Raw genomic sequence first — 19,865 nt, 5'->3', positions numbered from 1 at the left:
GGAGTTGTGGGATGGGTGGAGCGCGGGAGTTGTGGGATGGGTGGAGCGCGAGAGTTGTAGGATGGGTGGAGCGCGGGAGTTCTTAAGCTAGAACGCTATTGCTGAACGCGCGAAACCCATCAGGCGGCGCAAGCCGGCATCTTTGCGCTTGCCACGAAAAACGGCGGCTGGCGCCGCCTGATGGGTTACGCGCGTTCGATATTTGAGTTCTTTCTTAAGAACTCTCGCGCTCCACCCATCCTACGCCTTGCGCCTGAACACCAGTTTGTCTTCCGACGAGGCCGACGCGTCATACGCGTAGCCTTCCAGGTCGAAGCCCTGCAGGCCTTCGGGCTTGGACACCTTGTGCAGGATGGCGTAGCGCGCCATCAGGCCGCGCGCGCGCTTGGCGTGGAAGCTGATGATCTTCCAGGCGCCGTTCTTCCAGTCCTGGAACACGCACTGCACCACGCGCGCCTTCAGGGTCTTCAGGTCGACCGATTTGAAGTACTCCTCGGACGCCAGGTTGACGATCACCGGCACCTTCTGGCCCGCCTGGCGCTCGTTCAGGTAGCCGGCGATGGTTGAACCCCAGTACTCGTACAGGTTCTTGCCCTTGGGCGTGGCCAGGCGCGTGCCCATCTCCAGGCGGTACGGCTGCATCAGGTCCAGCGGACGCAGGACGCCGTACAGGCCGCTGAGGATGGCGACGTGCTCCTGCGCCCAGTCCAGTTGTTTGGCCGACAGGGTGGAGGCCTCCAGCCCTTCGTATACGTCGCCGTTGAAGGCCAGCACCGCCTGGCGCGAATTGGCCTGCGTGAAGCTGCGCTTCCAGTGGGCGTAGCGCTGCACGTTCAGTTCGGACAGGGCCGGGCTCAGGCTCATGAGGTCGGAGATATCCTCGGCCGACTTGGTCTTCAGCACCTTGATCAAGCCGGCGGCCTGGTCCACGAACAACGGCTGGGTATGCGTCTCGACGTGCAGCGGCGAGTCGTAGTCCAGTTTCTTGGCGGGGGAAAGCAGAAACAGCATGGCGGGATTCCTTTGTTCAGCGCGCCGTCCAGCCGCCATCGACCGAGACGGACGTTCCAGTGATTTGCGCGGCGGCGTCCGAGGCCAGGAACACGGCGGTGCCGCCCAGTTGTTCCGGCGTGACGAACTGCAGCGAGGGCTGCTTTTCGCCCAGCAGTTCGCGCGCGGCGGCTTCCTGGTCCACGCCGTTCTTCTCCGCCAGCGCGGTGATCTGCTTTTCCACGAGCGGGGTGCGGACCCAGCCCGGGCAGATGGCGTTGGCGGTGATGCCCTGCCCGGCCGTTTCCAGCGCCGTGACCTTGGTGAAGCCCACCACACCGTGCTTGGCCGCCACGTAGGCCGACTTGTAGGCCGACGCCACCAGGCCATGCGCCGAGGCGATGTTGATGATGCGGCCGTAGCCCTGTTTCTTCATGTGCGGCAGCGCGGCCGCGGTGCCGTGGAACACCGCCGACAGGTTCAGCGCCAGGATCGCGTCCCACTTTTCTACCGGGAAATCCTCGATCTGCGCGGTGTGCTGGATGCCGGCATTGTTGACCAGGATGTCGAGGCGGCCCATCTGGCGCACGGCGTTCTCGACCAGTTCGCGCACGGCCGCGCCCTTGGACAGGTCCGCGCCGTCGTAGATCACCTTCACGCCATGCTTGCCGGCCAGGCCGGCGCGGACTTTCTCGATCTCGGCGGCGTCGCCGAAACCGTTCAAGACGATATCGGCGCCCTGCTCGGCGAAGGCGGTGGCGATACCCAGCCCGATGCCGCTGGTGGAACCGGTGACAAGGGCGACTTTTCCTTTAAGCATGAGCGTTCTCCTGTGATCTGGCACGTGGGACGGGAAGCAAGGCAGGCGTCAAGTGTAGCTGCCCGGCAAGACGGCAATCATGCCATGTCCGCGCCGCCGGCGGGGTCAGGCCGCGGGCGGCTTGTCCCCGGGTCCGGAAGGCGGCGCCGCGGGCCCGGCAGCCGGCAGGTCCGCCATGCCTCCCCGGTTCTCGGGTATGCGCTCCAGCAGCTTGATGAGCACCGGCACCACGCCCATCGAGATCGCGACCACCACGGACAGCACGTCGCGCTGCTCCAGGTTCATAAGATGGTTGTCCCAGGCTTCGTTGAAGATCGCGAAGCTGAACTCGCCGCCCTGCGCCAGCGCGACCGCGAACAGCAGGCGGTGGTAGCGGGGCAGCCCCAGGAACCGCGCAAAGCCGTACAGCACCAGGCCCTTGACCAGCAGCAGCGCGGTCACGCCGACGATAATGAAGAGCCAGTGGTGTTCGACCACCCCCAGGTTCACGGACATGCCGATGGCCACGAAGAACAGGCCCAGCAGCAGGCCCTTGAACGGGTCGATGGCCTTTTCCAGTTCGTCCCGGTAGCGGGATTCGGCCATCAGCACACCCACCAGGAATCCACCCAGGCCCGCCGACAGGCCGGCGTAGTCGAACAACTGGGCGGCGCCCACCACCATCAGCAGCGCCGCGGCGGTGAACAGTTCGTTCAACTGCGCCTTGGCCGCCCAGCCCAGCAGCCGCAAGCGGTAGGCCAGCGCGACCACGACGACGGCGATCAAGGCCTCTTTGAAGGACGGCGCCGACGAGCCGTCGGACCCCAGCAGGCCGGCCGCCACCAGCATGGGGATCGCCGCCATGTCCTGGAACAGCAGCAGCCCCAGGGCCGACCGCCCCAGCGGCATGCGCGTCAGCCCGCGCTCCTCCAGCAGGCGCAAGGCCACCGCCGTGGACGACAGCGCCAGCGACAGGCCGCAAAGCACCGCCGCCTGCCATCCCATCCCGGCCAGGTGCCGCAACGCCGCGCCGAACACCACCCCCAGCAGCAGGCCGCAGACCAGCATCTGCAGGGAACCCAGCACGAAGACTTCGTTGCGCATGGCCCACAGGCGCCTGGGCGAGAGTTCCAGCCCGATGATGAACAGCATCATCACCACGCCCCATTGGGACACCCCGATCATGGTGTCCACGTTCGTGACCAGCTTCAGGCACGACGGCCCCACCAGCACGCCCGCGATCAGATAGCCCGGAATGGCGCCCAGGCCCAGTTGCTGGGTGACGGGCACGCACAGCACGGCCGCGAGCAGGAGGATGAGGATGAGATCCATGAAGGCGATGAGCTGCGGAAGAGGCCGGCGCGCAAGGCCGGCATGAGGGAGATTCTGGGCAAAGAATGCCGCCGCCGGAAGTCAGTTGAAACCCGCGATGGGCCGCTTTCAGGCGCCTCTTTACACAAGTGAAAAAAATCCTGTAGAATTGCGGGCTTCGCTACTTCGACAACGAAGATCCTTCCGACCAGGGATCTTGCGTGGAATGAATCCTAAAACGAATCTTTCCGCCGTTTTCGAAACCCCGTAGCGGAAAGGAGAGGTGGCAGAGTGGTCGAATGTACCTGACTCGAAATCAGGCGTACGGTATCCCCGTACCGTGGGTTCGAATCCCACCCTCTCCGCCAGTATTCAAAAAGGCCAATCCCTCGGGATTGGCCTTTTTTCTTTCAGGCCGGCGCCGTCGGCCGGGCCAGTTGGAACAGGTCCGTGCTGCGGGCATACCAGCCGCCCCCGTGCATGCGCGCGATCAGCGCCATGGAAGGCGTGTCCACATACCCGCGCGCGGCGTCCTGCACATAGGCGTCGTCGACGTGCGCCCCCAGGACCCGGCCGATCACCACGATCTGGCGCGGGCCGGTCACCACGGTTGCCTGGCTGACGCATTCCAGCGAAACCGGGCTGCCTTCGATGAGCGGCGGGCGCACGTGGACGGCCGGCTTCGCGGCCAGGCCGGCCGCGGCCAGTTCGTCCACGTCCGGCGGATAGTCCGCGCAGGTCTGGTTCATCTGCTGCACCAGCGACTCCGGAACCAGATTAACGACGAACTCGCCGTTCTCGATGATGTTGGCGCCGGAATCCTTCAGTTCCCCGTTGGCGTGCCGCATCAGCCCGATGGCGACCGTGGGCGGCTGATGCCCCATGACGTTGAAGAAGCTGAAGGGAGCCGCGTTGACGACGCCTTTGCCGGATACGGTGGTGACCCACGCGATGGGGCGCGGGGTGACGGTCGACGTCAGTACGTTGTAGACCGTCTGCGCTGGCAAGGCGCTGAAATCGAAATGCATGGCTCAAGCCTCCTGCTGCTGGCCGGCGGTGTCGATGGCGGACACCGCGCGCTTTGCGCGGGTGTCGACCTGCAACTGGAAGACGTCGGGGCGGGCATAGTGGCCCGAGACGTCGAAATCGTACTTGCCGCGCAGGATCTGGTTGGGATCGATGTCCGCGTAAAGAATGGTCTCGCCCGAAAAGTCAGGGCCCGCCAGCACCTCGCCCAGGGGGCCGATGATGGCGCTGCCGCCGCGCATCAGCACCGTGTCCGGCTTGTCGCCCAGCGCGCACTCGAAGTCGTCGGGATAGGCGTCGCGGCGCAGGTGCTGGCAGGACGTCAGCACGTAGCAGCGCCCTTCGAGCGCGATGTGGCGCATGCTGGGGATCCACGAATCGCGGTCGTCGGCGGTCGGCGCGCAATACAGCGCCACGCCCTGGCTGTACATGTACATGCGCAGCATAGGCATGTAGTTTTCCCAGCAGATGACCGCGCCGATCTTGCCGTAGGGGGTATCGAAGACCGGCAGGGTTGAGCCGTCGCCGAAGCCCCAGATCAGGCGTTCGCCCGCCGTGGGCATCAGCTTGCGGTGCTTGCCCGCCAGCCCGTGCTGGCCGTTGAAGTACAGCACGGTGCAGTACAGCGTGCCGCCGTCGGCCTCGATGCAGCCCATCACCACGAAGCTGTCGGTCTCGGCCGCGGCCTGGGCGATCAGCGCGACCTCTTCGCCGTCCAGCCGGACGGCCTGGCGGTGATAGCTGGCGAAGGCGTCGCGGCCTTCGGGCTTGCGCATGCCGATCGGCGCGCCGAAGGAGTTGCCCTTGGGGTAGCCCCCCAGGAACGCCTCGGGGAACACCTGCACCCGGGCGCCCTGCTCCGCCGCCTGGCGAATCAGGGAGGCCGCCTTCTGGGCGCAGGCGACGCTGTCGGTGGGAATGGACGCCGCCTGGATGACGGCGGCCTTGAAGCTTTGTTGCGCGGACATGTCTCTCCTTTATCTCAGAGCGCCGGGTCTTCGTCGATGGCCCGGGCGCGGGTGTTCGGCAGGAACAGGCTGCCGATGACGCCGACCACCGCCGTCACGGCGACCGGATACATCAGGCCGCCGAAGATATTGCCGCTGGCCTGGGCCAGGTAGGTGGCGGTAAAGGGCACGATACCGCCGAAGATGCCGGCGCCGATGTGGTACGGGAAGGATAGCGCCGTATAGCGGATGCGGGCCGGGAACAGTTCGACCAGGTAGGCCGCGACCGGGCCGTAGACCATGGCGACCACGGCTGTCATCAGCACCAGGATCAGGACGATGGCCGCGCTGTCGACGCGCGCGGGGTCCGCGCGGTCGGGATAGCCAGCGGCGGTCAGCGCGGCCGCGTAGCCGGCGCGATCGAAGCCGTCGACCGTCTTGCCGCCCACGCTCATGGCGATCTCCTGGCCCGGCAGCGGCGCGGCGTATTCGAAGTTGATGCCCTTGCCGACCAGGAACTTCTTGGCCTGCACGCACACTTTCTTGTGGTCGGCGTGGCTGCCGATCATCGCGGCCTGCAGCCCGAAATCGCAGGCGCCGCCGCTCACGTCGGCGTGCACGCGCACCGGCGTGCTCTGCATGGCTTGCGCCAGGGCGGGGTTGCCGGCCTTGAGCAGCGCGTCGAACATGGAGTGGTAGCCGAGGGCGGCGACGAACAGGCCCGCCATCATGATCCACTTGCGGCCGATGCGGTCGGACAGCCAGCCGAACAGCACGAAGGTCGGCGCGCCGATGATGAAACCGATCAGGATCAGCGTGTAGACGCTGGTCTGGTCCAGTTGCACGGCCTGCTGCATGAAGATCATGACGTAGAACTGGCCCGTGAAATAGGTCGCGCCCTGGCCGGCGGTGACGCCGATCAGCGCCAGCAGCACCAGGCGCAGGCTGGGCCATTGGCCGAAGGTCTCCTTGACCGGGTTCTTCGACAGGCGGTTCTGCTGCTTCATCCGCGTGAACACGGGCGACTCGTGCAGCTTGGCGCGCACGTAGATGGAGACGGCCAGCATCACGATCGACAGGATGAAGGGCAGGCGCCAGCCCCATTGCCGGAAGTCTTCCGCGCTCATCGAGGCCTGCGTGCACAGGATCACGATCAAGGACAGGATCAGGCCCGCCGACGAGGTGATCTGGATCCAGCCCGTCAGCAGCCCGCGGCGCCGGGGTTCGCAGTGTTCGGCCACGTAGATCACCGCGCCGCCGTATTCGCCGCCCACCGCCAGGCCCTGGATGACCCGCAAGGTCAGCAGCAGGATCCAGGACAGGTGGCCCGCCGATTCATAGGTGGGCAGGCAGCCGATCAGCACGGTCGCGCCCCCCATCATCACCACGGTGATCAGGAAGGTGTACTTGCGGCCCAGCTTGTCGCCCAGGTAGCCGAACAGCACCGCGCCCAGCGGCCGGATGATGAAGCCCACCGCCAGCGCGCCCAGCGCGGCCAGCAGCGCCACGGTGGGGTTGTCCTGCGGGAACAGCACCTGGCTCATGAAGACGGCCAGGGTCCCGTAGATGAAAAAGTCGTACCACTCGAACAAGGTGCCCAAGGTCGACGCCACCACCACCTGGCGCTCCTCTTTCCGGCTGAGCGTCTGCTCCGCGCCGATGTGCTGCATTGCGACATTCGCTTCCATGCTTTTTTTCCCCAATCGCTTTAGATTGATATTGCTGTATTCATTAACTATTATCAAACTTAAATCCGGGCATGAAAAAGCTAGGGAAAACCCGGCGGCGACGCTTTCTCTCCAGGCGGAAGCCCGCTGCCGCCGCTGCTACACTCCCGCCAGAAACACAGTGGAGGCAGTAATGGCAAGGCCCGCCGGCAAGGTCGAAAAGAACGCAGAACAGACGCCAACCGCTGCGCGCAGGGGCATCCAGTCGATCGAAGTGGGGTTCCGGATCCTGGACGTGATCCGCAAAACCGGCCGCCCGATGCCCCTGAAGGAAATCGCGGACGCCTGTGAATTGACGGTGCCCAATGTCCATTACTACCTGGTGAGCTTCCAGAAGGTGGGCGTGGTGCAGCAGCACGCCGACACCGGCCATTACGGCCTGGGGCCCTATGCCTTGCGGCTGGGCCTGGCGGCCCTTGAACAGTTCGACGTGTTCACCACCGCCCGGCCCATCATGGCCGAAGTGGCCGCGATCACCGGCCACACGGTGTTCCTGGGCGTATGGGGCAACAAGGGACCCACCATCGTCTACCGGGTGGAAGGCAGCCGCAGCCGCCCGCTGCTGGAATTGCGGGTGGGCAGCGTGCTGCCGCTGCTGTCGTCCGCGCTGGGCCGGAACTTCCTGGCCCACCTGCCGGAAGCCAGCACGCGCGAACTGCTGGAGCAGGAGATGGCCTCGTCCGTGCCCGAAGGGCATGGCGGCGCGGCCGGCAATTCCTATACGCCGCGGGACGTGCAGGCCATCCGCGACGAAGTGCGCAAGCACCGCCTCAGCCGCTGCCGCGATGCGCTGCTGCCGCACTTTACATCGCTGTCGGCGCCCATCTTCGACATGCTGGGCGAAATGAAGGCCGCCATCACGCTGATGGGCCCGGTGGGCGCCATCGACGACGATCTACAGTCCGACACCGCGCGGCTGCTCAGCGAAAAGGCCCGCTCGATCTCGGCCACGGCCGGCTGGGTGGAGCCGCAGGCGCGCTGAGCGCCGCCGCCAGGCTCATGCCGCCGCGTCCGGCAGCCGCCGGGGCGGCTGCGTGGCGGCCACGTTCCGGCGGTAGTAGAGGATGAATTCCGGCACCGGCATGGGCTTGCCGTAGAGCCAGCCCTGGCCGAAATCCACGTTGCGCGCCTTCAGGTGGTCCGCCTGTTCCTGGCGTTCGATGCCTTCGGCCACGGTCAGCAGGTTCAGCGATTTCGCCATGTCGATGATGTGGTCGGTCACCTTGTGGGTGGCGGAATCGGTGCCGATGGTGTCGACGAAGGACTTGTCGATCTTCAGCGTGTCCAGCGGCAGCCGCTGCAGATAGGACAGGCTGGAATAGCCGGTGCCGAAATCGTCGATCGCCACCGCGTGCCCCTGCTCCCGGGCCTGTTCGATGATGCCGCGCGCCTTGTCCACGTCCATGAATCCGCGCTCGGTGGCTTCCAGCCAGATCTGCCGGGCGTCGATGGCGGTGCCCGCGAGCATGCATTGCAGCACGCGCAACGCCTTGCCGTCCTTCAGGTCGGACGCGCTGAGGTTGACGGAGATGTGCATGCCCCGGTCCTCGGCTAGCAGGTCTTCCATGTCCCGGATCACCAGGCGGAACACCTCCTCGGTGATGCGGGTCATCAGCCCGTTCTCCTCGGCGATGGAAATGAACAGGTCCGGCCTCAGGGTCTTGCCGCCGGGCCGGATCCACCGGACCAGGGCTTCCGCGCCCACGCACCGGCCGCTCTGGAGGTCGATGATGGGCTGGTAATGGACGACGAACTCCCGCCGCCTGACGGCGATGGCCAGTTCGCCGGCGAGCGACAGGCGCCGGCGCGACAGCCACACGACCACGCCGATCATGAGCGCGGCCGCCAGCATTCCCATCGGCAGCCAGAACAGCCTTTCGCGCCGCAGCGCGCCCAGCGCCTCGCTTTGCGGTTCCAGCAGGACGACCGCCAGGTCGTCGTTGCGGGCGGAGGCGCTCAGGTAGGCCTCGTCGATGTCCAGCTTGCCGCCGTTCAGCGCCTGGGACACCAGCACCAGGTCCGGATGGTTGCGGGTTCCGAGCATGCCCACGCCCGGCAGGACCACCGCCAACTGGACGCCGTCGGCCGGGCCTTTTTCGGTGAAGCGGGTTGGGTCGAGCAAGGCGCTGTAATCGCCGTAGCGCACGGCCACCATGCGGATGCCGGGGCTGACGACCGGCACCGGGTCCAGCACCAGCAGGCCGCCATTGGCCAGTTCGAACTGGGCCGGGGCCAGCGGTTCTTCATAGCCGGGAATGCCCCAGGTGGTGCACTTCACGCTATTGCCGGCCACGTAGGCCAGTTCGTCGACGGCGCGGTCGCGCAGGACCAGCGCCCTCAGGTGGCGGATGTGCTGGGGCGAACAGGGTTCGAACGGCATCTCGTCCACGCTGCGCAGCATGGCCACCGTCTGGTCCAGCAGGTCCTGGACGTGCGCCAGGGTCCGCCGGGCCTGCGCCTGCAGGTCGCCCTGCTCCACCGCGACGGCGCGGGACCAGGACATGTGCAGCGCGAAACCGATGGGCAGCAACGCCGCGGCGGCGGCGAAAGCGATGGCGATTCCGATTACATACGTGCGCGGCATCGAAGCCTGCCCCCTGGGATCGCCGACCTGGCGAAGTTATATCTTTTTACACTTTTGGAGGGCAAGTGTCTTCGTGAATTTTTGCCTTGAGGCCGCCCCTAGGAGCAAGCCCCGGCGAGGCGCCCCGGCGGCGGGCTCAGCCTTCGGCGACGATCTTCGCGTCCTTGATGGTCTTGGCGTATTTCTCCTGTTCCTGCTTCATGAAGTCGGCGAAGCGCCGGACGCTGCCGCCGCCGTCCTCCGCCCCGACCTGCGCCAGCTTTTCCTGCACGTCCGGCATCGCCAGCACCCTGTCGATATCCTGGTTCATGCGCTGGACCATGGCGGGCCGCATGCTGCCCGGCCCCACCATGCCGATCGTGCCGCCGGCGATTGGTTATGAAAGCACTGCCAGCCGCTGCGCCAGTTGCGCGGCCTGGATCTCGTTCAACTCCACCAGCGGCGGCCTCACGGTCGCCCACGCCGGATCTGCGCGGCGCTGCGCGATCGCGGCCTTCATGGCGGGAATCATGGGATAGGACTGGAAGATCGCGCGGGTTTCGTTCAGGGCGCGCTGCCGGTCCTCGGCGCCGTCTTCGCGCCAATGGCGATAGAGTTCGACGATGGGGCCGGCGTTGACGTTGCCGGTGGCGGTGATGCAGCCGGCGCCGCCCGCGCGCAGGGTATCCAGCAGCACCGTCTCCGTGCCGGCGAACACTTCGAAACCGCGCGGCTGGAAGTCGCGCAGCATCGCTTCCGTATTGGCCCAGTCGCCCGAACTGTCCTTGACGCCCGCGACGATGCCGGGAAATTCGCCCAGCAGGCGCTCGATCAGCGCCAGGCTGATCGGCACGCCGGACACCGGCGGGATGTGATACAGGTAGATGCGCAGGCGTTCGTCGGCCACCTGCTCGATGACGTGCGCGAAGGCGCGGAACAAGCCCTCGTCGCTGACGCCCTTGTAGTAGAACGGCGGCAGCATGAGCACGCCGCCGCAGCCCGCCCGGACGGCGTGCTTCGTCAGTTCCACCGCGTCGGGCAAGGCGCAGGCGCCCGTGCCGGGCATCATGCGCGCGGCGGGCAGCCCCGCGTCCAGCAAGGCGTCCAGCAACTGGCGCTTTTCGGCCACCGTGAGCGAATTGGCCTCGGAGTTGGTGCCGAAGATCGCCAGGCCCGCGCCCTGTTCGAGCAGGGCGCCGCAATGCTCGACAAAGCGCGCAGCGCTGGGCGATAGATCCTCGTTGAACGGCGTCAGCACGGGGGAATAGACGCCTTGCGGGCGGACGGGGGCAGCGGTGCTCATGCGGGCTCTCCTGTGATCAGCGGCCGACGCGCGTCCACTTGCCGTAGCGCTCGACCATGCGTTCATCGAAGCCGAATCCCAGGCCGGGCTCCTGGTGCAGGACCACGCGGCCCTGCCTGTGGCTCAGTTGGCGGTCGACCAGTCTGCGGAAATTCAGGACCTGGTCGTCCCAGAAGAATTCAACATAGCGCGCATTCGGCGTCGCCGCCACCAGCGGCGCGTGGACGTCGTGGAACCAGTGCGGGCAGACCACGGCGCCATAGCTGGCGGCGGTGGCGGCGATGCGCTTCCATTCGGTGATGCCGCCGCAGACGGCGGCGTCGGTCTGGAGAATGCCCGCCGCGCCCTTGTCCAGCAGTTCCTTGTGGTACCAGCGGCCGTAGCCGATTTCGGCGGTCGCGATGGGCAGGCGCGTCAGCCGCGCCAGCTTGGCGTGGCTGTCGATGTCGTCGGGGCTGAAGGGCTCCTCGATGAAGTAGGGGTCGTACTGTTCGAAGCGGCGGACGTACTGCATGGCCTGGGTGACGTCCTGCCACGCGTTATTGCAGTCCATCATCAGTTCGACGTCCGGGCCCACCGCCTCGCGCGCCGCCTTCAGGCGCGCCTCTTCCTCGCGCGGGGACAGGCGTCCCGTCTTCATCTTCACCGCGCGGAAACCCTTCTCCACGTAGCTGGCCATTTCCTCGCCCAGGTGCCGCGGCGTCTTGCCGTCCAGGTAGTAGCCGCCGCTGGCGTAGGCCGGCACGGATTCAAGCTCGACCGCGCCCAGGTAGCGGTGCAGCGGCAGGCCCGCCGTCTTGGCGTTCAGGTCCCACAGCGCGATGTCCAGCGCGCTCAGCGCCCGCATCACGGTGCCCTGGCGGCCTTGCAGCAGGGCTTCCTGGTACATGGCCTGCCACAGCCCTTCGACGGCGTGCGAGTCCTTGGCCAGCAGCACCGGGGCCAGCAGGCCCTGGACCGCGGCCTCGAAGATGGCCCCGCCGGCGCTGCCCACGTAGCAGAAGCCGATGCCTTCCACGCCGTCGGCGGAACGGATCTTGACCAGGCCATAGTGCCGCGTCGAGACGCTGCGGTTCGAAAACGAGGTGACTTTATCCAGGGGCACCGCGGCGGCGCAGACGTCTATGGATTCGATGATGGGCACAACAGGCTCCTTGGTGGCTGGAAGGTTCCGACTGGGCGCCGCCGGCGCGGCTTCGCGCTGCCTTGACGCCCCGGACGTATTCTTGCCGCGGCCAAAGAAAACAACAATTATCTTCACCCATCTTTAGAATATGAAAAAAGCATCTTTTGGAGACAGGCCGCCATGGACTCGCGCTTTCTGCAAACCTATGTGCACGTGGTGGAGCTGGGTTCGATCGCCCAGGCCGCGCGGCACCAGGGGCTGACTCCCGCCACCGTGCAGCAGCGGCTGCGCGCGCTGGAGGCGGACGTGGGCAGCGCCCTGATCGCGCGCTCGGGCCGCACCGTGAAGCCCACGCCGGCCGGCACCCGGATCCTGGAGCGCGCCCGCGCGATCCTGCGCGACGTGCGGGACCTGCGCTCCGCCGCCTCGGACACCGAACTGCCCGCCGGCCCGCTCCGGCTGGGCGCCACGCCCACCGCCCTGACCGGGATCATGCCGCCCGTGCTGCGCACCTGGGTGGCGCGCCATCCGCACATCGAAATCTACATCGAGCCCGCCCCCAGCACCCTGCTCTACAGCAAGGTGCTGGCCGGCGAACTGGACGGGGCGCTGCTGGTGCATCCGCTGTTTTCGATCCCCAAGACCTGCGTCTGGCGCGATCTGCGGCAAGAGCCGCTGGTGCTGGTCACCCCGGCCGGCATGAAGGTGCGCGACCCGCTGGCCGTCCTCGCGCGCGAGCCCTACATCCGCTACGACCGCAGCGTGGTGGGCGGCAAGATGGCCGAAGACTACCTGCGGGCGCGCAATCTGCGGCCGCACGTGAGGTTCGAACTGGATGGAATCGATTCCATCGCCAGGCTGGTGTCGGAGGGACTGGGGGTCGCGCTGCTGCCCGACTGGGCCGCCTCGGGCGAGCCGTCCGCCAGCGTCAGGCGCTGGCCGCTGCCCGCGCCCTGCCCCGCGCGCACCGTGGGCGCGATCTGGCTGCGTTCGGGGGTGCGCTCGGCGTTGATGCGGGCGTTCGTGGAACTGACCGAGACCGAGCTGGGCCTGGCCTGAAGCCCCGGCGGCTCAGCCCAGGCCGGCGGCGTCCTGGCCGTTGCGGGCCACGACCGCGCCGCCGGACACCACCAGGCGGCGGGGCGCCCGTTTCACGACCGCTTCCGCCACGCAACTGGCGTCGACCAGCACCAGGTCGGCGCGCGCGCCGGGCGCCAGGCCGTAGTCGGCGAACCCGCAGGCGCGGGCCGCGGCCGCGGTCACGCAATCGAACGCCCATTCGACCTCGTCGTCGCGGCGCAGGTCGTTGCGCAGGCCGATCAGCGTGGCGCGCGCCAGCATGTCGGGGTTGCCGTAGGGCGTCCAGGTGTCGCGGATGCCGTCGTTGCCGCCGAAAATGGTCACGCCCGCCTCCCGGCAGGCGCGCACGGCGGGAACCGGACGCGACGGCGGCGCCGTCGTCAGCAGCGCCACGTCGAGCGCCGCAAGCCGCTGCAGAAGCCCGCCCAGCCGCTTCGCGTCCACGCCGCCCAGACAGAAGGCATGGCTGATGACGACCTTGCCGTTCATGCCCAGCGCCTGGGTGCGGTCCAGGATCAGTTCCATCGTGAAGGCGCCCAATTCGCCGGGCTCGTGCAGGTGGATGTCCACGGGCTTGCCGTGCCTGTCGGCGATGCCGAACAGCACGTCCAGCGAGCGGGCGGGATCGCGGTCGATGGCGGACGGATCCAGGCCGCCCAGCACGTCCGCGCCGCGCGCGAGGGCCTCGTCCAGCAATTCGGCGGTGCCCGGACGGACCAGCAGGCCCGATTGGGGAAAGGCCACCGTCTGGATCTCGACCAGGCCCGCCAGTTCCCGGCGCGTGGCGTGCACGCCGTCCAGGTGGCGCAGCCCGGCGTCGGTATCGACGTCGACGTGGGTGCGGATGCGGGTCGTGCCTTCGCGCAGGAACGCCAGCGCCAGGGCGCGCGCGTGGCTGGCGGCATCATGGCCGGTGCTGGCGCGCCATTGCCGTTCGTTGTGGATGCGGTCGGTCAGCGCCGACCCCACCTCGTTCACGTACCAGGGCGAACCCCAGGTGGTTTTGTCCAGGTGGGCGTGGCCTTCGACCAGGCCGGGCAGCAGCAGGGCGCCCCCGCCGTCTTCCACGGCCATGCCGGGATCCGCGCCAAGCGCGGGGCCGATTTGCCGGATGCGCCCGTCGCGCACCAGCACGTCCGCGGCGCCGCCTTGCGGAACGCGGACATTCTTCAGTAACAGGTCGGTCATGGTGTCGGGGCGAGCCGGGCAGAACCGCCGCCAGGGTTCACACCTGGGGCGGTTCGATCCAGAAAAAGCGTTCGCCTTGGCGGACCATGTCGGCCACGCCTTCGGCGCCGATGCGGTAGTCCGTGCCCATGAGCGTGGCGCCGCCATCTTCATGGATGTGGATGATGGCCAGCGGGTCATTTGCCATGGTGTACCAGTAGTACCCCGGCTTGAGATCGTGCAGGTCTGTATTCATGCTTCGAGTATACAAACTTCCCCCCGCCGTATTCAAAAAGACACATAAATCCGGGCGGACGCCTGACATGATGGGCGCGACACGGCATACTGTCCGATGCCAGGCCCAAACCGAGCGCAATCGGCATGCGCCCGCTGGGCGATTGCCGCAATGGCCCATATGCCTTGATCGTGAGAGGAACCGCGAGCGTATGAAAAGGCAACCACTTCAATTCAGCGAGCCGCTTAAACAGGCTGTCTTGAACGGCGGCAAAGTGCAAAGCCGGCGCATCCTGAAACCGCAGCCCAGCAAACCCACCACCATCTGGTATGCCGACGCCTCGGATTCCGGAAGATGGGTGGCCATGGGTCCTTCCCAGGACCACCCTTCCGAATTGCGCAAGACCTCCAGTTGGGTCCGCTGCCCTTACGGGAAATCGGGCGAAAGCATCGTATTGACCGACGAGGCCGGCAATCCATTCGCCACGGCCGTGATCGTGGGCGTGCGCATCCAGCGGCTGCAGAACCTGTCCGAGGCCGACGCCCGGGCCGAAGGCATCCTCGCCCTTTACCAGTCGTCGTCCCTGCTGCCGGGCGTTCCGCTGCAGACCGCGTTCGCCCTGACGTGGTGCGAACGCTACGGCGCGCATGCCTGGGCCGCCAATCCCTGGGTATGGGTGGTCGAATTTCGCCGCCAGCAAGAGTGACCACCTGTAACCCCGGCGCCGGGCTTCATCGCATTCCACCCGATTTCAATCCATTTCAACCCGGGCTTTCCCAGAGCGGGCGCCAGTTGCTGCAAGGCAGCAAGAAATGGGCGATTTCTTTGGGGACAGTTGCGGATTGTCGCGATTGAGGCCGGGCCGCTTACCAATGGCTGACGGAAAAGACCGAAAATAGCGTCAACGAATACTCAACTTTGCTGCGTCATGCAGTAGGCAGGTGCAACATGAAAAAATGGCTTATCGCTGGTGTCGGTGCCGCGGGTCTGCTGATCTCCAGCGCCGCCCTGGCCCGTGTGGACGTCGGCATTTCCATCGGCGTGCCCGGCATCGTGTACCCGGCGCCGGTATACGTGGCGCCCCAGCCCGTCTACGTGGCGCCGCCTCCGCCCGTCTATTACCGCCCCGCGCCGGTCTATGTCGCGCCGCCCGTGGTCTATCCGGCGCCGGTGTACTACCGCGGCGGCCGCTACTACGATCGCGGCCACTACCATGGCCGCGGGCACGGGCATGACCACCACCGCGGCCGCGGACACGGCCGCGACTGATCCCCAAGCCGCCGGAAAACGCAAAGGCCACTCGCAAGAGTGGCCTTTTTTTCGCCCGCGGGCGGCACCGAAGGCAAGCAGGGCAATGTCCGGTGCCCTGTCTGGAACACCGTCAGGCCGAGGGGGCCTGGACGGGCTTTCCGGCCAGGGCGGCCGGCTGCTGCGGCGCCTGCGCGGCCTTGCCATCGGCCCAGCGGGGCGATTCCTGGACAAGGTCGATCCATCGGCGCGGCGCGCTGGACGCCCGCCACCAGCCATTATGCGGACGCATGAGCAAACTCCGGTTCACCGTTGAAACGCACGCCATTGATGCCTTGAAACAATTGCAGGCTCTCCTGTTCCGCTTCGTGCAAGCTCATGAACGGCGCCTGTCCGGGCACGGTCCAGCATTTTTCCGGCGCGGTGCCGCCGATCCGGCGGGTCCATATCTGCACGCGGTAACCCTCGTCGTCTTCGCGAGCGACAGAGCATCTCACACGAAAATCTCCAATCATTCTTGAAGTCATGGACAACTCCTTGTTATATAAGTGAATGAAGCGTGTAGAACACATGGTGTATTGTGCCGCAACTATCTGGCCCTTTTATTCGAATACACAATTGCTCACATCAAAATCAGACACTCATGCCGTCAGGTTAATGACCCAAAACGACAGGAATATGTCGATATGATAGAAAAAAACGGAGCCCGAGGGCTCCGTCTTTTTATCCGTCTAATGGAGGATGGACGCGTCGTCCGTCAGGGTTTCAATACTGTCTGGCCGCCCATATAAGGCCGCAGCGCCTCGGGAACCAGCACACTGCCGTCGGCCTGCTGGTGGTTTTCCAGGACGGCCACCAGCGCCCGGCCGACAGCCAGGCCGGAACCGTTGAGCGTGTGCACGAATTCCGGCTTGCCCTGCGCGTTGCGGAAACGCGCCTGCATGCGGCGGGCCTGGAAAGTCTCGCAGTTGGAGACCGAGGAAATCTCGCGCCAGGTGTTCTGCGCCGGCAGCCACACTTCCAGGTCGTAGGTCTTGGCCGAACCGAAGCCCATGTCGCCCGTGCACAGCAGCACGACGCGGTACGGCAGGCCCAGCAACTGCAACACGCGTTCGGCATGGCCGACCATGTCTTCCAGGGCCTCGTAAGATTGCTCCGGATGCGTGATCTGCACCATTTCGACCTTGTCGAACTGGTGCTGGCGGATCATGCCGCGCGTGTCGCGGCCGCCGCTGCCGGCCTCGGAACGGAAGCAAGGCGTATGGGCCGTGAGCTTGATCGGCAGGTCCGCGGCGGCCTGGATGGTGTCCCGCGCCACGCTGGTCAAGGTGATTTCGGACGTGGAGATCAGGTACTGGTCTTCGCGGACATAGGGCTTGCCCTGGTCGTCCTGCTTGGGATCGTCGTCGCCGCCGCCCTTGGAGACCGCGAACATGTCGTCCTTGAACTTCGGCAACTGGCCCGTGCCATAGAGCGTCGAGGCGTTCACGATGTACGGCGTATAGCACTCGGTGTAGCCGTGCGTGCCGGTTTGCAGGTCCAGCATGAACTGCGACAGCGCGCGGTGCAGGCGCGCGATGGGGCCGCGCATGAACGAGAAGCGGGCGCCGGACAGCTTGGCGGCCATGTCGAAATCCAGGCCCAGGGGCTCGCCCACGGCGACGTGGTCGCGGGCCTCGAATGGCAGGGCCGGCGGATTGCCGTCGGCGCCGGCGGGGCCGGGCAGCCAGCGGCGCACTTCGACGTTGTCGTCGGCGGACTCGCCCACCGGCACGCTGGCGTGCGGCAGGTTGGGCACCGACATCAGCAGGTCGTTGAGCGGCTGCTGCAAGGCGGCCAGCTCTTCTTCCAGTTGCTTCAGGCGCACGGGCACGGCCTGGGATTCCGCCATTACGGTGCTGGCGTCTTCGCCCTTGGCCTTGAGCTGACCGATCTGCTTGGCCAGCGCGTTGCGGCGGGCTTGCAGGGACTCGGTTTCGGTCTGGACGGCCTTGCGGCGGGACTCCAGGTCGTTGAACCGTTCCGTGTCGAAGGACACGCCGCGGGTCTTGAGGCGGTCTACGACGGTTTGCAGGTCTTTGCGCAGCAGTATCGGGTCTAGCATGGTGTAGTCGGTGAGGTTGCGTGAAGCAACGGGCGCGGCCCGTTACCGTTTCCTGGCACGTTCCTGCGCGTCCAGCTCGCGCAGGAATGCCAGCTTTTGCTGGATTTTAGCCTCCAGGCCGCGATCGGTCGGCCGATAGAAGGAGGGATTCAGTCCATCCGGAAAATATTGCTCGGCGGCGGCGTAGCCGTGGGGCTCGTCGTGCGCATAGCGGTAGGCCTTGCCGTGGCCCAGTTGCTTCATCAATTTGGTGGGCGCGTTGCGCAGGTGGATGGGCACCGGCGCGCTGCCGTGCTCGGCCGCGAATTTGCGCGCCTGGTTGTAGGCGTTGTAGACGGCGTTCGATTTGGCCGCGCAGGCCATGTAGACCACGGCCTGCGCCAGCGCGAGCTCGCCTTCCGGCGAGCCCAGGCGCTCGTAGATGTCGGCGCCGTTCACGGCCAGGTCCGTGGCGCGGGGATCGGCCAGGCCGATGTCCTCCACCGCCATGCGCACCAGGCGGCGCGACAGGTACTTCGGGTCCGCGCCGCCGTCGATCATGCGGCAGAACCAGTACAGCGCGGCATCGGGGTTGGAGCCGCGCACCGATTTGTGCAGGGCGCTGATCTGGTCGTAGAACGCGTCGCCGCCCTTGTCGAAGCGGCGCAGGTTCTGCGACAGCGAGATTTCCAGCCAGGCCGCGTCCACCGTGTCGCGGCCGGCCGACTGCGCGGACTCCGCCACCACTTCGACCGCGCTGATGAGGCGGCGCGCGTCGCCGTCGGCCCAGGCCGCCAGTTGCTCGCGCGCATCGGCGTCGATGCGGATGATCTCGCCCTCGTCCCGCCCGTCGTTCAAGGCCTGCTCGGCCCGGTCGACCAGCAGTTGCAGTTCTTCGGGCGTCAACGATTGCAGCACGTAGACCCGCGCCCGCGACAGCAGCGCCGAGTTGACCTCGAACGACGGGTTTTCCGTGGTGGCGCCGATGAAGGTGAACAGCCCGCTTTCCACATAGGGCAGGAAGGCATCCTGCTGCGCCTTGTTGAAGCGGTGGACCTCGTCGACGAAGAGAATGGTGCGGCGTCCCTGCCCTTGCGCCACCTGGGCCACCGTCACGGCGTCGCGGATGTCCTTGACCCCGCCCAGCACCGCCGAGATGGCGATGAACTGGGCGTCGAAGCCATCGGCCATCAAGCGGGCCAGCGTGGTCTTGCCCACGCCGGGAGGCCCCCAGAAGATCATGGAATGCGGCCGGCCCGATTCGAAAGCGACGCGCAGCGGCTTGTCCGGACCCAGCAGGTGCGACTGCCCGACCACGTCGGACAAGGTGCGCGGGCGCAGCCGTTCGGCCAGGGGAACATAGGGCCGATGCGCGGGATCGGCCGCGAAGAGATCGTTGCTCATTGGCAGCAGATGGGGGGAGACAGCAAGTAAATCAAGTCAGTATTACACCATGCCGCTAGCCCAACCGCGGCGGCGCGAAGCGGCGGTTGGCCAGCACCGGCAGCACCTTGCGCGCATGGGCCAGGCGTTCGGGGTCGATATCGGCGAACACCAGCGCCGGCGCCTCGCCCGCCCGGGCCGTCACCACGCCCAGCGGATCCACGACCATGCTGCAGCCGATGTTGCGCTCGCCGCATTCGCCCGTGGCCGCCACATAGCAGGTGTTCTCCAGCGCGCGGGCCGTGACCAGCACTTCCCAGTGCTTTTCCTTCAGCGGGCCGCGGACCCAGGCGGCCGGCAGCACCAGCAGGTCGGCGCCGTCCAGCGCCAGGCGGCCCGCCAGTTCCGGGAAGCGCACGTCGTAGCAGGTCATCAGGCCGACCCGCAGTCCTCCGATGTCGAGCAAGGGCGGGATGTCGTTGCCGGCCGTGACGTTGGTGGACTCCTTCATGGTGAAGGCGTCGTACAGGTGCAGCTTGCGGTACTGCGACAGGATCTGGCCGTCGCGCAGCGTGACCAGCGTATTCCAGACCCGGCCCTCGCCCGTCGGGACGTGGACGCACATCATCGTCGACAAGGAGGATCCCCGGCTGGCTTCCAGCAGCCGGCTCATGAAGGGACCGTCCAGCGGCTGCGCGGCCTTCAGGACGATCTGCGGATCGGTGATGTCGCGCGCCAGGATGCCCTCGGGCAGGACCAGCAGGCCGGCCCCGCCGGCGCGGGCGCGTTCCATCAGGTCGATGCAGACTTGTGCGTTTTCTTCCCAGACGCGGCTGACGGCGAACTGGCCCAGGGCAACTTTCAGCATGGCGCTTTC

At 66.7% G+C, this 19,865-nt stretch carries 21 protein-coding genes and 1 tRNA gene; 5 read left to right on the top strand and 17 right to left on the bottom strand.

The features are described from left to right. Positions 1-240 precede the first annotated feature (240 nt). The 3 genes from yaaA to WHX56_RS10610 form a co-directional block, all read right to left on the bottom strand. Positions 241-1,011, bottom strand: a complete 771-nt coding sequence (gene yaaA, locus WHX56_RS10620; RefSeq protein ID WP_338881167.1) for a peroxide stress protein YaaA — start codon at positions 1,009-1,011, stop codon at positions 241-243. A 16-nt stretch (positions 1,012-1,027) separates the two neighbouring features. Continuing rightward, positions 1,028-1,810, bottom strand: a complete 783-nt coding sequence (locus WHX56_RS10615) for a 3-hydroxybutyrate dehydrogenase (protein ID WP_129239675.1) — start codon at positions 1,808-1,810, stop codon at positions 1,028-1,030. A 105-nt stretch (positions 1,811-1,915) separates the two neighbouring features. Next, positions 1,916-3,121 carry a cation:proton antiporter gene (locus tag WHX56_RS10610; protein WP_338881166.1) on the bottom strand — a complete coding sequence of 402 codons (1,206 nt, stop codon included), beginning with the start codon at positions 3,119-3,121 and terminating at the stop codon, positions 1,916-1,918. A gap of 256 nt (positions 3,122-3,377) precedes the next feature. Here WHX56_RS10610 and WHX56_RS10605 point away from each other — a divergent pair. Continuing rightward, positions 3,378-3,468 (top strand) — tRNA-Ser (locus WHX56_RS10605). 42 nt (positions 3,469-3,510) lie between these two features. Here WHX56_RS10605 and WHX56_RS10600 read toward each other — a convergent pair. From WHX56_RS10600 to WHX56_RS10590, 3 genes are read right to left on the bottom strand one after another with little or no spacing between them, the layout of a single operon-like run. After that, on the bottom strand, positions 3,511-4,128 hold the full coding sequence (locus WHX56_RS10600; RefSeq protein ID WP_129239729.1) for a flavin reductase family protein: 618 nt from the start codon (positions 4,126-4,128) through the stop codon (positions 3,511-3,513). A gap of 3 nt (positions 4,129-4,131) precedes the next feature. Beyond that, positions 4,132-5,094 carry a carbon-nitrogen hydrolase family protein gene (locus WHX56_RS10595; RefSeq protein WP_129239730.1) on the bottom strand — a complete coding sequence of 321 codons (963 nt, stop codon included), beginning with the start codon at positions 5,092-5,094 and terminating at the stop codon, positions 4,132-4,134. Between the two features lie 14 nt (positions 5,095-5,108). Continuing rightward, complete coding sequence (locus WHX56_RS10590) at positions 5,109-6,761, bottom strand: MFS transporter (RefSeq protein ID WP_338881165.1); 1,653 nt, start codon at positions 6,759-6,761, stop codon at positions 5,109-5,111. Positions 6,762-6,933: 172 nt separating this feature from the next. On the opposite strand from WHX56_RS10590, the gene WHX56_RS10585 reads away from it, so the two are divergent. Beyond that, positions 6,934-7,782, top strand: a complete 849-nt coding sequence (locus tag WHX56_RS10585) for an IclR family transcriptional regulator (protein ID WP_129239732.1) — start codon at positions 6,934-6,936, stop codon at positions 7,780-7,782. A gap of 15 nt (positions 7,783-7,797) precedes the next feature. Here WHX56_RS10585 and WHX56_RS10580 read toward each other — a convergent pair whose 3' ends face one another. The 4 genes from WHX56_RS10580 to WHX56_RS10565 all read right to left on the bottom strand — a co-directional run bounded on the left by WHX56_RS10580 (position 7,798) and on the right by WHX56_RS10565 (position 11,810). Further along, the gene (locus tag WHX56_RS10580) at positions 7,798-9,384 is read right to left on the bottom strand and encodes an EAL domain-containing protein (protein ID WP_338881164.1); all 1,587 of its coding nucleotides are present in this window, start codon (positions 9,382-9,384) and stop codon (positions 7,798-7,800) included. Positions 9,385-9,520: 136 nt separating this feature from the next. Continuing rightward, positions 9,521-9,718, bottom strand: a complete 198-nt coding sequence (locus tag WHX56_RS10575; RefSeq protein WP_422393644.1) for a hypothetical protein — start codon at positions 9,716-9,718, stop codon at positions 9,521-9,523. Between the two features lie 42 nt (positions 9,719-9,760). After that, positions 9,761-10,666 carry a dihydrodipicolinate synthase family protein gene (locus WHX56_RS10570; RefSeq protein ID WP_338881161.1) on the bottom strand — a complete coding sequence of 302 codons (906 nt, stop codon included), beginning with the start codon at positions 10,664-10,666 and terminating at the stop codon, positions 9,761-9,763. A gap of 16 nt (positions 10,667-10,682) precedes the next feature. Then, complete coding sequence (locus tag WHX56_RS10565) at positions 10,683-11,810, bottom strand: mandelate racemase/muconate lactonizing enzyme family protein (protein WP_338881160.1); 1,128 nt, start codon at positions 11,808-11,810, stop codon at positions 10,683-10,685. Between the two features lie 162 nt (positions 11,811-11,972). Here WHX56_RS10565 and WHX56_RS10560 point away from each other — a divergent pair, with 162 nt between their 5' ends. After that, on the top strand, positions 11,973-12,851 hold the full coding sequence (locus WHX56_RS10560) for a LysR family transcriptional regulator (protein WP_338881159.1): 879 nt from the start codon (positions 11,973-11,975) through the stop codon (positions 12,849-12,851). A 12-nt stretch (positions 12,852-12,863) separates the two neighbouring features. Here WHX56_RS10560 and WHX56_RS10555 read toward each other — a convergent pair whose 3' ends face one another. Further along, positions 12,864-14,060 carry an amidohydrolase family protein gene (locus WHX56_RS10555; protein WP_287755452.1) on the bottom strand — a complete coding sequence of 399 codons (1,197 nt, stop codon included), beginning with the start codon at positions 14,058-14,060 and terminating at the stop codon, positions 12,864-12,866. Between the two features lie 37 nt (positions 14,061-14,097). Beyond that, positions 14,098-14,295: a hypothetical protein gene (locus WHX56_RS10550; protein ID WP_043543675.1), complete on the bottom strand. Its 198-nt coding sequence runs from the start codon at positions 14,293-14,295 to the stop codon at positions 14,098-14,100. A 190-nt stretch (positions 14,296-14,485) separates the two neighbouring features. Between WHX56_RS10550 and WHX56_RS10545 the strand changes: the two genes are divergently transcribed. Together WHX56_RS10545 and WHX56_RS10540 are read left to right on the top strand one after the other, a co-directional pair. Beyond that, positions 14,486-14,980, top strand: a complete 495-nt coding sequence (locus tag WHX56_RS10545; RefSeq protein ID WP_129239738.1) for a hypothetical protein — start codon at positions 14,486-14,488, stop codon at positions 14,978-14,980. Positions 14,981-15,222: 242 nt separating this feature from the next. Continuing rightward, the gene (locus WHX56_RS10540; RefSeq protein ID WP_129239739.1) at positions 15,223-15,543 is read left to right on the top strand and encodes a virulence factor; all 321 of its coding nucleotides are present in this window, start codon (positions 15,223-15,225) and stop codon (positions 15,541-15,543) included. 112 nt (positions 15,544-15,655) lie between these two features. Here WHX56_RS10540 and WHX56_RS10535 read toward each other — a convergent pair whose 3' ends face one another. The 5 genes from WHX56_RS10535 to WHX56_RS10515 form a co-directional block, all read right to left on the bottom strand. Then, entirely contained in the window at positions 15,656-15,814 is a 159-nt protein-coding gene (locus tag WHX56_RS10535; RefSeq protein ID WP_165360097.1) for a hypothetical protein, read from the bottom strand. Then, positions 15,801-16,049, bottom strand: coding sequence for a hypothetical protein (locus tag WHX56_RS10530; RefSeq protein ID WP_129239740.1), 249 nt, complete (start codon positions 16,047-16,049; stop codon positions 15,801-15,803). The genes WHX56_RS10535 and WHX56_RS10530 overlap by 14 nt, the downstream gene beginning before the upstream one ends. 230 nt (positions 16,050-16,279) lie before the next feature. After that, positions 16,280-17,626, bottom strand: a complete 1,347-nt coding sequence (serS, locus tag WHX56_RS10525) for a serine--tRNA ligase (protein ID WP_338881156.1) — start codon at positions 17,624-17,626, stop codon at positions 16,280-16,282. Between the two features lie 42 nt (positions 17,627-17,668). After that, on the bottom strand, positions 17,669-19,009 hold the full coding sequence (locus WHX56_RS10520; protein ID WP_129239742.1) for a replication-associated recombination protein A: 1,341 nt from the start codon (positions 19,007-19,009) through the stop codon (positions 17,669-17,671). 55 nt (positions 19,010-19,064) lie between these two features. Then, on the bottom strand, positions 19,065-19,856 hold the full coding sequence (locus WHX56_RS10515; RefSeq protein ID WP_129239743.1) for a deaminated glutathione amidase: 792 nt from the start codon (positions 19,854-19,856) through the stop codon (positions 19,065-19,067). Between the last annotated feature and the right edge of the window lie 9 nt (positions 19,857-19,865).

It is taken from the genome of Achromobacter veterisilvae, from assembly GCF_037619525.1.
Taxonomy (GTDB): Bacteria; Pseudomonadota; Gammaproteobacteria; order Burkholderiales; family Burkholderiaceae_B; genus Achromobacter; species Achromobacter veterisilvae.
The sequence above is the reverse complement of the archived record's forward strand: the minus strand, read 5'-3'. Positions and strand labels throughout refer to the sequence as shown.